This is a genomic window from Selenomonas sp. KH1T6, from assembly GCF_900108415.1.
Lineage (GTDB): Bacteria > Bacillota > Negativicutes > Selenomonadales > Selenomonadaceae > Selenomonas_B > Selenomonas_B ruminantium_A.
Genome location: NZ_FNWN01000011.1, coordinates 1 through 15,259, shown reverse-complemented (window position 1 = coordinate 15,259; position 15,259 = coordinate 1). Strand labels below are relative to the sequence as shown.

The following is a 15,259-nucleotide window of genomic DNA, read 5'->3' as shown; positions in this document are numbered from 1 at the left end:
ATTGGCTAAAGTAACAGTGTTAATGCCTGTTTTGCGTGGCATTGAATATCTTGAAGAAACTTTGCAGTCCGTACAAGGGCAGACTGTGGCGGATTGGGAACTTCGTGTAGTGTATGCATCTGATTTGGATGCAGAAAATTTGGAGACATTGCAGGGCTATGCAGATAAAGATAGTCGTATTATGCTGCAAATGTCAGATGGATGGGGCAATCAAGCTGAGATGATGAATCTGGGTTTTGAAAATGCTCAGGGGGAATACATAGCCAGAGCAGAAGTGGGAGCAGTTTTTGCGGCTGACAGGCTGGAAAAACAGCTGGCTTTTCTGGAAGCACATCCTGAAGTTAGTTTTTGCAGTTCTTCGGTAAATATGGTCAACAACGAGGGCAGTAGTTCTTTACTCAAGGCTATTTGTGATGAGGCGGGACTGCGCGCTTCCATGATTTTTGGCTGTGAAATCAATCATCAGAGTGTCATGCTGAGAAAAGCAGATTTTGACAATAAGAATCTTCTTTATGACCCGAAATGGCTTAGTGAGTATGAGCTGTGGGGAAGAGCAATGCTGGAGGGGCTTTTAATGGCAAACTTGCCTGAGGCCCTTGTTTCTTGCTATGCCCAGAGCAATGGTATGGATATGGGTACCAGAGAGCGGTTGCATGCAGAAACCCGTCAGTTGGTTATGCGGAATGTTTCTGCTTTGGGTATTGATATAGCTGACTACAGTCCTACTCTCTTTGCCGGTTGGCGGAATCGTCCTGAAGGTTTTGCCAAGAAGCATCCTGTGAATTTCTTGAAGCGTGGTTATTTGCTCCTGCAGGAAATGGCAGAGGCAAACAAAGAGAAGAAAATGTTTGACGAGCCAGCCCTGGAAAAAGTTCTTTTCAAGCGTTGGGACTGGATAAGGAAAAGTTGTGGCCTGGAGTTTGTGGCAGGACAGTATGGCAAGTTTGCTGAGGCGAAGGCGCCAAAAGTCAGCGTGATTATGCCGGTGGGCAAGTGTGCCGGGACATTAAGCCGAGCCATTGATTCCATGCAGGCACAGACTTTTGGCGAATGGGAACTGCTTCTTATGCAGGTGGCAGGACAGGAAGATGGCAGCGGCGAGATAGCTGCCATGTATGCCAAAAATGATGCCAGAATTTCCTACCTGCCCATGGAAGAGGAGAGAACGGAAACTGAGGCCATCAATGCTGGGGTTGGCATGGCCTCTGGCCAGTATATCGCCCGCATGGAAGCTGATGTTGTATCTGTGCCGGAGAGACTGGAGAAACAGGTTGCCTACATGGATGAACATGAGGAGGTTGTTATTTGCGGTGGCTGGCAGCGTATAAATGACGCTCATGGTGAAAGAATCCAGAAGATCGTTGAGGATAATGATATCCTTAAAGCCAGGCTGATATTCTATGGAGATATGCTTCCCGCAACTTTGATGCTGCGCAAAAAACTCTTTGAAGATGGTCTGGCCTATGATACAGAGGCTCAGGACATGGATTATGGTTTCCTGGCCAGGGCTTCTCTTTGCGGGGAGGTAGCTAATCTTCCTCTGGTGCTGGTTGCAAGGGAAGGTGGGTCTGCTACCAAGAAAAATCTGGCTATGGCAGCAGAAGAGAGCGGTAAAATAGCTGCCCAGGTACTGGAGCAGGCACTGGGAGTTTCTGTTTCTCCTTCCAGCCAGAAGCTTTTGAATGATTGGGTAAATCCTCTTGGCAAGGCACAGGATTGGAAGCGTGAGCAGGAAATCTCTCGTCTTAGCAGCATTTTGCAAGATATTTGGCGGGCTAATGATGAAAAGCAATATTATGCTCCAATGGCATTGCTGGATGTGCTGTCCAGAAAATGGTGCCAGGTAAGGCATGACGTTAATTGGCAGGATCTTGACACCAGCCGCATAGAGACTCTTGAGGATATTTTTGCAGAGGACTTCAAGCCTGAGCTTACTATGCCTTATCATATTTTCCGCAAGGAAAAAGAGGCTGGGGAGCGGAGAATACCCAAGGTAACGGCATTGATGCCGCTGTTTAATGGCAAAAAATATATTCGGGAGTCCATCGAATCCATTCAGGCACAGACTTTTACTGATTGGGAATTTTATATTGTCAATGATTTTGGCAGTGATGATGGCTGTGCAGAAATAATCATGGATTACGCGCTGCAGGATGAGAGAATTGTGCTTGTCCAGGCAGAGCGTAGGCTGGGGTTGGCTGCTTCATTGAATCTGGGTTTGGATCTTATTGAAAGTGAATATGTGGCGAGAGTGGATGTGGATGATCCATCAGAACCGGAGAGATTTGCTAAAGAAGTGGCATACCTAAACGAAAACCTTCATGTGAGCTTGGTGAGTTGCTGGCAATGGTCACTAACCACCAATAGGTCTTGTGTACAAGAAGTGGCAACTGAACCTGAAGAATTAAAGGCGGCTATGATTTTTGGCTGTGAAATCAGCCATTGTGGTGTTATGATCCGTAAGGCAGATTTTGATGCACATGGCTGGCGGTATGATCATGCTTATCTCAGTGAAGATTATGAACTTTGGACAAGAGCTATGATGGAAGGAGCCGTTATGGCTAACCTTCCAGAACCGTTGGTTACCCATCGTTGGGGATTTGGAAATATTAGTATTGATAAGGGCGCAAGATTGCGAAATGAGGTGCGTATGCTTAGCATGCGTATGCTGAGCAATATTGGTGTTAACGTTGATAAGTATGACAGAGCGCTTTTTGCAAATTGGAGAAATTTGCAACAGGGGTATTTTTCAAAGCGAAAAGCATTCTTTTTAAAGCAGGGATATGGACTATTAAGGGAAATTGAAAGTCGTAACAACGCAAGGAGATTTTTCCAACCCAAGGCACTAGGTAAAGTATTGAATCAGCGGTGGGATTGGATAAGGAAAAGCTGTCGATTGGAGTTTACAGAAAATATCACGCTAAATGTTGATGCAAACAACGATAAACCTGTAGTTAGTGCTATCTTGCCAACTTTTCGTAATGTAGAAGATATTTGTAAGATTATTGACTCTATACAGGCCCAAACTTTTGGAGCTTGGGAGCTCCTAGTGGTGAATGACTTTGGTAGTGATGACGGGACGGTAGAACTGGTTAGTATGTATGCTTTAAATGATAGGCGCATACGTTTAATTCAGGCTGAAAAAAGTCTTGGTCTTTCTGAATCGTTAAATCTTGGCATTAGGAAGGCTAGAGGAAAATATATTGCTCGTTGCGATGTTAACGGTACATATGTACTAGAACGTTTTGCTAAGCAAGTAGCTTTTTTGGAGGCTAGTCCTAAGGTTGGTGTTGTAGGTGGGTGGCAGAATCATTACGGTAAGAGCGAGTGGATTGAAGAGACAGCTACGAATCCCGAACTTCTACGGTGCAGAATGATCTTTTGGTGTGACCTGTGCACTTCAACACTTATGTATAGACGAGATGTGTTATTGGAGAATAATTTATTTTATGATTCTCATGTACAGGCAGAAGAATGGGATTTATGGGCTAAGGCTATTTCGTTTATGGATATTGCTAATATTCCAGAAGTTTTGGTGAATTATAATGATAATAATGCTATTAAGAGCGAAGCGATTGCAGACTTGGCCGAGGAAAGTGGACATATCACTGCTAAAATTTTGAAAAGTACCTTGGATATCCGTCTGTCTCTTTATGATTATCATCTTTTGAATGGTTGGCGTAATCCTATTACTAATAACAATCAGGAAGATGAACTTCCAAGGGTTCAGGAAATAATGCGCAAAATTTGGGAACGTAATGAAGACGTTGGTTTCTTCCATCCTAAGTATTTGTTACAGGCTTTGGCTGGAAAATATTTCTGGTTAAAAGAAAATAAAAATTGGAAAAAAGAAGATTATACTTATATTCGCTCTTTGAGTGATATTTTCTATCAGGGGATTATTACAAAGCATGAAAAAGAGAGTCTGCCATACTGGGCTGATAAGTTTAGTGAGGAATTGGAAAAGAGAATTGAGAGGAAAATAGAACAGTGGACCTGGGAGAGATATAAGAGAATACAAAAAGATTTGGTACCAGAAATAAAGAAAAGCATAGAACAATGGACTTGGGAAAGGTACAAACGTATGGAACAGCGTATGGTACCAGCACTCAGTAAAAATGTTGAGAAATGGACTTGGGAACGTTATCAGCGTAGCAGAATTGATTTAAAGGGAAGGACTGCATTGATACCATATTATCCTGAGTTAGGAATTCGAGTGGTATTCCTTCTACAGGTTGCATCTTTTTGGCCTGCACAAGAACCACTATATCGCGCAATTTCAGCAGATCCAAGATTTCATGTGCAGTTAGTCTGTTATGATGAGAAAATTGACAGAAGCATAAAAGTGGAGACTTCCAGGGAGTATCTGGATGAAATGGGGTATGAATATATTCCCTGGGAAGAATTTGATATTGATGATTTTAATCCACATGTTGTTTTCTTACAAACCGCTTATGACAGCAATAGGGGCGAGAAATTTAAGAGTAAGAATTTGAATCTTAAAGGTTATAGAGTTGTTTATATACCCTATGGAATAGAGATTGCTGATACACGAGTAGCCAGACATGACCATTTTGAAAATCCAATTATAGAATTTGCATGGAAGGTCTTTACTTTTTCGAATACTATGAGACGTGACTACCTCTGCCATATACATCATAGAACAGATATTGTAGCTTTAGGACTTCCGAGGTTTGATGCGCTTTGGGATAAGAGTAAATTCCCAATGCATAGTGAAGTGTTGAATAGGGCAAGTGGCAGAAAAATTGTCCTTTGGAAAGTTCATTTTCCTAAGGTTATTAAAGAAGATGGTAAAGTGATTCTGGTTACTCCGGATATTCAGGAGTATATAGAATTTGCTAAGAAGTTAGAATCAGAATATGCTGATTTGTTTTTTGTGTTTATGCCACATCCGCGTTTTTATGAATTTAATGATGATGAAAAAGTACGGGATGATATCTGTGAGTTGATGGGCATTTTGTCGGAAAAGGATAATGTATATATAGATGAGGCCGATGATTACCGTCCGTCGCTTCTTAATTCCGATGCCATAATAGTAGATAGGTCTGCTGTCATGATAGAAGCAGCCGTAGTGGATGTGCCTTTGCTTTATATGTCCAATGCTGATTTCTATGAGCCAATGACCGAGGCAGTACGTCCTTTGGTGGAAAGCTACGAGCAGGGAACTAACTGCCAGGATATGGTGGAGTTTATGGAACGCTTCCGCCAGGGTATCGACAAGAATAAAGAGCAGAGAAATCTGGCGTTTAAACAGTGCATTCCGTATTTCGATGGGAAGTGTAGTGAGAGGATTAAGGAAGACATTGTGGCATCGTTGGAGAAAGAAAGTGCTGAGTTAGATAGGCAAAAGTAATCATTGTATTTAAGAGTAGAAGAATGATGTGTTGGGAGGTACAGGTGTAAGTCATGATGGATAACAAAATGAAACTTGAGTATATAGATGATTATTTAAAGATGGAAAATGGATTTAGACCTAACCTCCCAAATGAGGTGATGAATACAGAACGAGATAAATTTTTAGAGAAGTGGCATGACAATATTCCTTCAAAGCTATATCACTATATGCCATTTTCACAAAAACACCATGTAAAATCACTAATTGATTCCAAATTATGGTTTTCATATCCGCAGTATTTTAATGATCCGAATGACTCTAGAGTGATTTCGGATGTTGATGAAGATATAAGTTGTGTGGATACGAATACGATTGTTGAATATTTCCCCAAAATGCAGTATGCACTAACGGAACAAATAAAATATAATCAAGCAGAATGGGGGCGTTTATCGCAGAAGTTGATGCGGGGAGATAAGGATGGTGACTTGCAGTTTCGTGTATATTTTTTAGAAAGGATACTTGGCAAGCAGTATGCAACGGAACATTTGTTGAATGATGTGATATTAAATCTAACTGAGAAGAAAGAGGCAACAAATGTATCTGCTTTTTATAACAGTTATAAGAAGCTGTGGAGTGAATCTGTTTTGGAAGCGTTTGATAAAGAGATTGCAATATGTTCCTTTAGTATGGTACATGATAATATGCTTATGTGGTCTCATTATTCAGATCAACATAAAGGGCTTTGTCTCGAATATAATATCAATGATATAACAAATGAATTTGGAGTAGTATTCCCTGCTGTTTATGGACGTATTGCCAGATATACGGATTTGGGTGATTTAAGTAAGAGGGATAAATACATAAAGAGGTTTTTGTTCAAGTCAAAAGAATGGGAATATGAGAAGGAATGGAGAGCCCTTTTGGATACAAGGGAGAACTGCCATAGTTTTCATGCTGATTTGAGAGGTTTTTTATCACGTCAAATTAAGCCTGCTAAAATATATGTTGGAAATAATATGGGTGAAGATGATATAGCCTTCATAAAAGCAAGATGTGATGAAATGGAGATTGACTGCTATAAGATGCGAATCAAGGAAGATAGCTGGGAATTTGATGAGCCTGTGAGATGTGATTAAGGACTTCTTTTCTTTTGGGTTTGATATAAACGTTTTTGAGAAGAAATAGTTTTTTAATTGATAGAAGGTATAAAAACTATGAGTGATAATAGGATAAATAATGATGAGGATCTTTTGTCGCAAATAGACAAGATTGTTGAAAAATGGACCTGGGAGAGATATCAACGAATACAAAAGGACTTGCTGCCCCTTATTGATAAGTCCGTAGAAAAATGGACATGGGAACGTTATAAGCGCATACGGGGGAAGCATATGTCCTACGACATCATTTTGGACGATTTGAAAGAAGAACTGCAAAATATGGTTATGTGTGCAGCTGGGGGGTCAAGTACTCAAAGAGAGGAGTTCGATGCGATTATCCCCATTGGCCCGGCATGTCGTCCGGCGCATCAATTGAAATTGCATAATTTGAGAATGGCTGCATTCCCTTTAGATTGGCAGATGGATTACTCTCTGGATACAGTTGCGCATTTGCTTGAGACAGAGTTCTTCGATTTCTTTCAGGAAGTAGCAGAGGACGAGGAGCGTACCAAGAATCTTAATCCTGGGCTGCAAAAGAATAGACATGTTACTGATGTGAAAAATAAGATAGTGTCTATTCACCACTTTCCTAAAAAGTTATCACTTGAAGAAGGGCAGAGAGAGTTTCATAAGGTTATGATGCCTCGCGCTAAACGTTTGATAGATGTCTTAAAAAAGTCCAAACGTGTACTTTTTGTGTGCAACAGATCGGAGAACTCAGAAAAACTGGGTGAATTCCTGGAAGAAGTTCATAAGATTTATCCGCATGGGGACTTCACGTTAATAAATATGCGTGATAATAGTGACATGGAAGATGGCGAGCCTATGAACATTCAGGAGATGGATAAGGAATATGCCCATATAAGGGATTATACTTTCAATGATACAAATGAAATTGGAGGTATCAGTGATTACTGGAAGGGAAGCATAAAAAAGTGGCATGAGGTGCTGAAACATATTGCACTCAAAGGGTGTATGGAATAATAGTGCTGCTTAAACTATGTAGTGTTCTGAAAGGAAGTTGTGCTCTGAGTGGAACCGGCAATATTAAAGTGGTTTGAAATGGCCCGTATAGATATAAAGAATCAGGGTGAAGGTAATGATGTTAAGGTAGCGGTGGCTGTCGGAACTAATTGCAATATCACTCAGCCGCAATGGTTTTCAAAGAATGGTACCGGTTATGTTCTGGAGACGAGTGACAGGCATCAAATACTTGAATTGACGTGTCATGGTGCAGGTAAACTGATGATTCGACTGATGGGGATAGATAGACGTTCGCCCAAAGGAGAGAGACTTCCCCTTTGGGTGGATTATACTCGCCTAGCGTTGAATGAAGAGGTGATTTTCTGGGAATTGAAATCTCAGTGGCATGATAGGAATTACGTCTATAATAGAATGGTGGAAGATGGGGAGAAAATACGAGTAGAAATTTCTTGGGACTATCATGGATATAAAAAGAAAGAACTGATCAATCTAATTTCTATGTTGGGTGGAGTATATTGATTATAAATGAAAAGTTTATGTATTTGTTATGGTATATGTCGGCCTAAGTTGGGCAAAGTTTAAACTGATATAATTTTTGTATAATTTTCTAAAAGTTATGTAATGAGGTTAATTCTCTTATGAAAACATCAAAGTTTGTTAGTGAAAACGCTATCGAGTTAGAGTATATTTTCCAGAAATCAAATGCGGGATCTAAGGCCCTTATAGTTGCGTTTCCAGGTCCTGCTGGTGTTGTTCGTGGTGGTGAGTGGGGATATTTATTCACGATAAGGCGTATTTCAGATGTGAATGTTCTATTTCTAAGATCAAATGCAGAATATACTAAATCTCGTATGACTTTGTGTAATGGGAAACCATTAATAGATGAAGCTATTTATGATTTGGTAGATAAGGTATCAGAGGAGCAGGACATTGAACAGATTATTGCTATAGGCACATCTATGGGAGGATATGCTTCTTTATATTATGGTATTAAATATAATTGGGATATTATAAGTGGTGCTCCACCATATACATTTTCAAATCATTCGTCAGAAAGCATTATATATGCTACTGGGGAATCGGGTGTGAGCGGCAAAGAAAAAATGAACCGTTTATTGTATTCTGTTATGGAATCGTATGGGAGAGAAAAATATAATAAAAAATGTCTTGTAATTTGGGGGGAGGGAGAACAATACTGGAAAAATGAGTCAGAAGGACCTCAAATGCTTAGGGATATGGAAAAGTTTAAAATCAAATACGAGTATAAGTTATATCCTTTTTCAGACCATCAAACGATTTGTGATTTATTTCCTTTGGTTTTAGAAGCAAATTTAAATTATTATCTTGGTTTAGCTGATAATCCATTAAATATTGATGAAACATTAGCATCGCCTAAGGGACGCTTATATGACGATATAAGGAAGGTATGTAAAAGCATATTGTTGCGTAAGCAGTGTGAAAAGAGGATGATTCCTAATTTAGAAATACAAAAAAATATAATTTTCGGCAGTAGAGATGATAAAATTGCCTTAAGAAATTATGTTTATGTAAAATCAGGGTGGCTATGGGATGTTGAGAATTATGATAATAAAAAATGGGAAGGCTTTGATGAACCAATAAAATTTAGTAATTTTTGGGATGTAAGACAAATAAATCGTAATAGGCATATGTTGAGTTTTTATTTTCAATCGACACTGTTACGTTGGTATAAACGTCATCCTGAGACTAAGGTGTTAGATTGGTTATTAGATAATTTCTTTGAATATATGCGTAACTTAAAGGTGTTTCCAAATATTTATATGGAACCATATGATTTCTTAATACACATTTTATATCTTATTGAGTTACAGAAAATCTCCAAGAATAAGCTTTCAGAACAATATTCGGAGTGGTTTTTACATGAAATAGATAAAAGTTTAAATTTGATGGTCGATAATATGGAAAGACCGGTTCCTATACAGTGGCAATATAAGTTGGTTCTTGGCCTACTCATAATAGCTGTTTATTATAGGAACTGCGAATCCGTCTATGAAACGTTATATGCGGCTGCTTTAGATATGTTAAATGCGTTAAATGAATATCATTTTGATAAGAATGGTTGTTGCATTAGTGAGCAACTAAATATGCAAGATTATATTTATGGTGAGATAAAAAATATAATGGATTTTATATCTGCTAATAAAATGGAAGTGAATAAATCTTTTCATAAAGTAAAAAGGACTTATGGCCGTGTAGAAGATTTTGTTAAGCACATTAGGCAACCAAATGATATAATGCCTCCTGTCGGCCATACTGCTGTTGGTCAGATGTGCAGATCTAGATGGACTGTACCTCGCATATCATGTAATTTTATCAAAAGAACATCTAATATTGCTTTTTTAGAGGATGATAAATCACTTTCGTATATAACAATTAATGGTGGAGCTAATACGCACTCAAATAGAAAACATTGTGACTTGTTGTCTTTTACTTGGTATTATGATGGGGCACAAATCTTTTATGATGCTGGAGGAATTGGACAGAAGCATAACTTGGAAGAATACGCAAATTCAAGTATTGCTCATAATGCATTCATATGTGATGATATGAATTATGTTATTCCAGAATATAGCGATTGGACAACTATGGATGTGGAAATAGAGGAACATGAAGATTATGTTGTTATTCCAACTTCACATTATCTCATCGAAGGTGTAAATCTCAAGAGGAAATTTTTTTGGATAAAGCCTAATATACTCATTCTAATAGATGAAGGTAAGGCTGATAGGAATAGAAAATTTTCCCAAAACTTTTTATTGGGGGATTTTGAGATTGATAAAGAAGTCCCCTCAAAGATTTATATAACAGCATCAAATGACATAGATGGATACATTCTTCAGCATTGGGAAAAAGAGAACATCGAACTTGAAGAATATCGTGGAATGAATAAAGTTGAGGAAGAGGTGAACCCTCGTGGCACTATTATAGAAAATTGGCGTATTCCTCGCCGTGGATTAAATCTTGCTTATAGTAAGGAGGGATTGGAGATAAAATTTGTTACGTCCATTGAATTGCATAGCAGTAAGCATACTTTTGAGGAACAAAATTTACAGTCAGTAAATTTTGATTCCGAAGGAAATTTGATTGTGGTTCTTGGTGATGGTAAGATTCTCTTTGATAATAAAGATTAATTGTACTGTTTTTATTTAGGGGGTAATAAAAATGACGATGAATGAGAATTTTAAAAAAATATTAGATCAAGTTAACCCGGAGATATTAGAAGTTGAGGATGTAGATTTAATGGAGGAGGGAATTATTGACAGTTTTATCGTTATGCAGATTGTTGCCATGGTAGAGAAAGAATTTAAAATTGATTTTGATCCGGAGGATATTGTGGAAGAAAATTTTTCATCTCCTTATAAAATGTGGGAAACTATACAAAAGTATGGCTCTAAGGAATGAATTTATATGTAGGTGAAATATATGGAAAAACAATGGAAAAGCCTAGCCAATGGTAATGTTATTGACTATCTTGAAGAGACTGCTGCAAAATATCCGAACAAGATATTTATTGCTGATGAAAACAAGTCTGTGACATTTATAGAAGCAAAAGAAATTATATATAGGATAGGATCGTATCTTTTGCATCGATTAAAATGTAAAAATAAGCCTTTATGTGTTTTCGCTTGTAGGAATGTGGAGAGTATTCTCATGTTCTTGGGGGTAGTTGCAAGTGGTAATTTTTACGTACCCATTAATACATCTATTCCAAAACAAAGAATGCGTATTATGCTGGAAAATATAAAACCACGAGCAATGCTTTGTGTGAGTATGGGGGCTGAGAACTTATTATTTGATGTGCCTATCTTTAGTTATGAAGAAATGACAGTTGAAGATTTAGATATAGTTAGTCTGCAATTTGTTAGGAGAAAGTTTATTGATAGTGATCCCGTTTGTGGTATTTTTACTTCTGGTTCTACTGGAATACCAAAATGTGTGGTGAAATCTCACAGAAGTATAATTGCTATGGCAGAAATGTTTTCTTGGTTTTTCCATTTAAGTAGCAGTGATGTTTTAGGCAATCAAGTTTCTTTTGATTTTGATATGGCCAACAAAGATATTTATACGGCATTGCGAAACGGATCTACACTTAATATTATCCCGAAGAAACTTTATATGCTTCCAAATGCATTAGTGGATTATTTGAATGAACGCCGCGTTTCTGTGCTATTTTGGGCGTCTTCTGCTCTTCATGTTATGCATACATTGCATGCTTTCAAGCATAAAAAATTAGAATTTGTGAAGGAGGTGATGTGCTCTGGGGAACCTATTTCTGTTAAGGCCCTGAAATATTGGATGGATAATATGCCACAGATAAATTTCTGGAATTTGTATGGTTGCACTGAGATGACGGGAAATTGTACCTTCTATAAGATTCCGAAAGGCTTTCATGAAGAGCAGGTGCCCCTAGGTACGGAGATGCCTGGGGTAAATATATATCTTTTAAATGAACAGGATAACTTGGTTGGTGTCAATGAGATAGGTGAAATCTGTATTAGTGGGCCAGCGTTGTCCTTGGGATATTATAATAATAAAGAAAAAACTGCAGAGAAATTCGTGCAGAATCCTATAAATTCTGCATATCCAGAAATTATATATCGTACAGGTGATTTAGCTAAATATGATGAGTCAGGATGCTTAATTTTTTCTGGCAGAAAAGATGATCAAATCAAGCATATGGGCTATCGCATTGAACTTGGAGATATCGAAACAGTTGCAAATGGCATGAGTCAGTTGGGAAGGTCTTGTTGTATTTATGATAGTGCAAAAGATCGCATAGTGTTGCTATATGAAGCAGAGAATAATTTAGACAGTGTAATACGAAAGTTCCTTAAAGATAAATTGCCACAATATATGCTTCCTGGAAGGTATGTGCAGATGAAAGTTTTTCCAGAGAATTCCCATGGGAAAATTGATCGGAAGTATCTTGAAGCCGAATATGTTATTAATGGATAAGGATTGCAATGGAATATATATAGGATTATGGTAACTATTCAGTCGCCCCCTCAAGTGCCAGCATAGGCTTATCCTGAAATAGACATTCAAAAGCTAAAAGTACAGCATTTTCGGTGGCTGATGCAATTTCGTCATTTTTGAGCCTGTGAAGAAAACTCTGTAAATAGGGTCTTCTATGATGGTCAATGGATATCAAGCTGGCAGTCTATCAGGGTACATTATTGACAGTTCTCCCCTTACCTTCCCCCAGTTCCTTATCGGCACGGTCCATTTTTTAGTGGCCTCAAATGTAGCCAGGTAAAGAGCCTTGAGAAGAGCCTGAGAACTAGGGAAAACGCTCCTCTGCCGATTCAGCTTCCGGTATGAGGAATTAAGGCTCTCAATGGCGTTAGTAGTATAAAAGGCAGTACGGACACTGGTGGAAAATTTGAAGATTGGCGTTATGACGTCCTAATTGTCGTGCCACCGCTTCATAGCTGCTGGGTTCATGCACTCTCACATTTGCGCTTATGCCAAGCATCTATGTGAATGACGGACAGTATGGCGAATAATCGAATATACCACATCATGGATGAGCGACGGTGCCCTTCTTCCAGCAGTCCGTCAATCTTTATGCGTTTGTTGGCCCGTTCAGCAGATGTGCGCTTGTTGTAGGCTTGCTTCCATTGAGGCGAACCTCGTGGAGGGTCGCAGAAAAGCCGTGGGTCATCCTTGAGGTTTATATTTACAACACGTCCATAAGTGGATTTTGTGCAGCGATTGTCGCACAGGCACAGCCTTTCTGCGTATTTTGTCTTCGGGCAAATATATTTGGCTCTGTGCCGCTTCTTGTCAGTTCCATTGGGCTTCATGGGAAGTCCCAGAGGGCAGATTGGCACACCGTCATCTCCAATGGTATATCCCTTGTCCTCAGCAGATTTCGTACCGCGAGGGTTCAAGTCTATGAAGGGTGCTATGCTGTTTTTGCTGCACATCTCGTACACAGCTGTTGCATCGTGTGCAGAATCAAGGATCAAAGCGGAAATATTCAAGTCCGTGAAGAATGTCTTGATGCAGGCAAGTCCGTGCAGCATGGCAGGAAGGTCGTGGCGGGAAGCACGCTCCAGGACAGGGAAGACAGGCAGTTCGGAGTTGGCATCTGTGAAGAGATAGAGGTTATAGCCGTAGTAGAAGAAATTTCTGGACGAATCCCAGCCCCAATTGGCATCAGGCTGGGAGAACCGGCGCTTGTGGCAGCACTTGTCGATGCCCTGCTTATGGCAGTCACAGGTCGAGTGGCTGCGCTCACGGTTTGAGACCACAACGGGAGTGCTGTCACCAGCCAGAACCAACTTCTTGGTATTCAGAAGACCTTTGTGCATTGAGCCGGCCAAGAAGATACGGCTGAAGATTTTACCGATGATGGAAAGCTTGCTCTTGAGGATGCCTCCGGCACCATGCCCCTCGAAATATTTGATGATGGTGGCAGCATGATCTTTGTCGAAGGACGGAGACTTTTCACCATTGCCTTTACCGTGCGCATGCGGTCAGAGGTGCTGGATGTGTCACTGCTGGCCAAAAGGCTTGGCGGCGGTGGGCACTATAGAGGCAGGCTTTCGTGAGGCCAAGCAGGTATTGCAGGATGAGATAAGTAGGTACTTATGCTGATGGAGGAAACGAGGTTGGCTAGTGAATATAAAACCAAAGCCGGACGCCATAAGATCGTCTATAACTACACCGGTGAGTTTGATGCCTGGGTGCCTGCCACCATGGAGTTCTTAGGCACCTTGATGCCGCCTACCCTTTCCAAGCGGGCGGCTGCCATGCTGCTCCTGGTGGCTGGCATGGGCAATGAGGAGATTGTGGAGCTCACGGGCATGTGCATTCGGAGCGTCCGTGCGCTCCGAAAGACCATGGAGGAGCAGGAGCCGACCTCCGAGCTTTTCGCCATCAAGCCTGGCAGCGGGCGGAAGAGAAAGACCGAGGGTATCGAGGAGCAGGTGTGGGCTGAGTTGGACACCGGCAACTATCAAACACATAAGGATGTGGCGGATATGCTGAAAGAGAAGTTTGGCATAGATGCCTCGGTTAATCTGGCTGCCCGTCTGATGAAGCGGTGGAAGGCGGCTCGTGAAGAGAGCTCGAAGTGAGGGGAGGCAGCTTCTGTGGTTTGGAAGAATAAGTTCCATGAACGGATAAATGAATTGTGGAAGCGGGCCAAAGACCGGAATCGCAAATTGACACAGGCTGAGTATGCCGGTTGCTTCGGTGTGACCAGAAATGCTCTGCTGGGCTGGCTGCGAGGCTCAGGGCAGCCTGATACAGACGGCCTGGTCCGTATCGCCAGCACAGAGAATGTCAGCTTGTCCTGGCTGCTGGGAGCTGAGTGCTCCGGTGACAATGACGAATCCCCTCAGGATGAGCAGGAGCTGCTTCATATTTATCGAAGCATCAGCCCGGAGCATAAGGAGATTTTGATGGAGCGTAAGCGGTAAACCATCTGGTGTAGCACGTAAATGAAAAAAGCATGACCGTTCATGGCCATGCTTTTTTACTTACAGTTTTTCTGAACTTCTTCATTCCAAGGAAGCAACTCATCCAACTCGTCAGGATGGATTTTGAAATTCATGTTGGGCATCCGTTCAAACAAATAGACCAGATATTTAAAAGGATCTATGTCATTGGCTTTGCAGGTTTCAACCACGCTGTAGACGGCAGCACTGGCTGCGGCGCCTTTCGGCGAGGCCGAAAACAGCCAATTTTTACGTCCTATGGTGAAGCTTCTTAT

The 15,259-nt window shown here is 40.4% G+C and carries 13 protein-coding genes; 10 read left to right on the top strand and 3 right to left on the bottom strand.

The window, feature by feature from the left end; genetic code table 11:
* Position 1: 1 nt before the first annotated feature.
* From BLW59_RS08315 to BLW59_RS08285, 7 genes are all read left to right on the top strand, one after another.
* Positions 2–5,374: a glycosyltransferase gene (locus BLW59_RS08315; protein WP_074697425.1), complete on the top strand. Its 5,373-nt coding sequence runs from the start codon at positions 2–4 to the stop codon at positions 5,372–5,374.
* Between the two features lie 53 nt (positions 5,375–5,427).
* Positions 5,428–6,492, top strand: coding sequence for a DUF2971 domain-containing protein (locus BLW59_RS08310; RefSeq protein ID WP_074697424.1), 1,065 nt, complete (start codon positions 5,428–5,430; stop codon positions 6,490–6,492).
* Positions 6,493–6,570: 78 nt separating this feature from the next.
* Positions 6,571–7,497, top strand: a complete 927-nt coding sequence (locus tag BLW59_RS08305) for a DUF1796 family putative cysteine peptidase (RefSeq protein ID WP_074697423.1) — start codon at positions 6,571–6,573, stop codon at positions 7,495–7,497.
* 48 nt (positions 7,498–7,545) lie between these two features.
* A complete protein-coding gene (locus tag BLW59_RS08300; protein ID WP_074697422.1) occupies positions 7,546–8,016 on the top strand; it encodes a hypothetical protein in 471 nt (156 codons plus the stop codon).
* A gap of 119 nt (positions 8,017–8,135) precedes the next feature.
* The gene (locus BLW59_RS08295) at positions 8,136–10,667 is read left to right on the top strand and encodes a heparinase II/III domain-containing protein (RefSeq protein ID WP_074697421.1); all 2,532 of its coding nucleotides are present in this window, start codon (positions 8,136–8,138) and stop codon (positions 10,665–10,667) included.
* Between the two features lie 31 nt (positions 10,668–10,698).
* The gene (locus tag BLW59_RS08290; RefSeq protein WP_081348458.1) at positions 10,699–10,938 is read left to right on the top strand and encodes an acyl carrier protein; all 240 of its coding nucleotides are present in this window, start codon (positions 10,699–10,701) and stop codon (positions 10,936–10,938) included.
* Between the two features lie 21 nt (positions 10,939–10,959).
* Complete coding sequence (locus BLW59_RS08285) at positions 10,960–12,492, top strand: AMP-binding protein (RefSeq protein WP_074697420.1); 1,533 nt, start codon at positions 10,960–10,962, stop codon at positions 12,490–12,492.
* A gap of 192 nt (positions 12,493–12,684) precedes the next feature.
* Here BLW59_RS08285 and BLW59_RS08280 read toward each other — a convergent pair whose 3' ends face one another.
* Positions 12,685–12,927, bottom strand: coding sequence for a transposase (locus BLW59_RS08280; protein WP_413778184.1), 243 nt, complete (start codon positions 12,925–12,927; stop codon positions 12,685–12,687).
* A 50-nt stretch (positions 12,928–12,977) separates the two neighbouring features.
* Positions 12,978–13,853 (bottom strand): transposase, encoded by an 876-nt coding sequence (locus BLW59_RS08275; protein ID WP_074697419.1) that lies wholly within the window; start codon positions 13,851–13,853, stop codon positions 12,978–12,980.
* Positions 13,854–13,928: 75 nt separating this feature from the next.
* On the opposite strand from BLW59_RS08275, the gene BLW59_RS17725 reads away from it, so the two are divergent.
* The 3 genes from BLW59_RS17725 to BLW59_RS08265 are packed head-to-tail and all read left to right on the top strand — an operon-like array spanning position 13,929 to position 14,966.
* Positions 13,929–14,093, top strand: a complete 165-nt coding sequence (locus BLW59_RS17725) for a hypothetical protein (RefSeq protein WP_175463391.1) — start codon at positions 13,929–13,931, stop codon at positions 14,091–14,093.
* A 60-nt stretch (positions 14,094–14,153) separates the two neighbouring features.
* Positions 14,154–14,621, top strand: coding sequence for a helix-turn-helix domain-containing protein (locus tag BLW59_RS08270; protein WP_074697418.1), 468 nt, complete (start codon positions 14,154–14,156; stop codon positions 14,619–14,621).
* Between the two features lie 15 nt (positions 14,622–14,636).
* Positions 14,637–14,966 (top strand): helix-turn-helix domain-containing protein, encoded by a 330-nt coding sequence (locus BLW59_RS08265; protein ID WP_074697417.1) that lies wholly within the window; start codon positions 14,637–14,639, stop codon positions 14,964–14,966.
* Positions 14,967–15,022: 56 nt separating this feature from the next.
* Here the strand turns inward: BLW59_RS08265 and BLW59_RS08260 are convergent.
* Positions 15,023–15,259 (bottom strand): transposase domain-containing protein (locus BLW59_RS08260; protein ID WP_175463390.1); only part of this gene is annotated, 237 nt, incomplete at its 5' end.

Bases quoted from the DNA above. Each gene is read 5' to 3' on its own strand.
- BLW59_RS08305 (WP_074697423.1), top strand. From the start codon at position 6,571: ATGAGTGATAATAGGATAAATAATGATGAGGATCTTTTGTCGCAAATA.
- BLW59_RS08295 (WP_074697421.1), top strand. From the start codon at position 8,136: ATGAAAACATCAAAGTTTGTTAGTGAAAACGCTATCGAGTTAGAGTAT.
- BLW59_RS08285 (WP_074697420.1), top strand. From the start codon at position 10,960: ATGGAAAAACAATGGAAAAGCCTAGCCAATGGTAATGTTATTGACTAT.
- BLW59_RS08310 (WP_074697424.1), top strand. From the start codon at position 5,428: ATGATGGATAACAAAATGAAACTTGAGTATATAGATGATTATTTAAAG.
- BLW59_RS17725 (WP_175463391.1), top strand. From the start codon at position 13,929: ATGCCCCTCGAAATATTTGATGATGGTGGCAGCATGATCTTTGTCGAA.
- BLW59_RS08275 (WP_074697419.1), bottom strand. From the start codon at position 13,853: ATGCACAAAGGTCTTCTGAATACCAAGAAGTTGGTTCTGGCTGGTGAC.
- BLW59_RS08290 (WP_081348458.1), top strand. From the start codon at position 10,699: ATGACGATGAATGAGAATTTTAAAAAAATATTAGATCAAGTTAACCCG.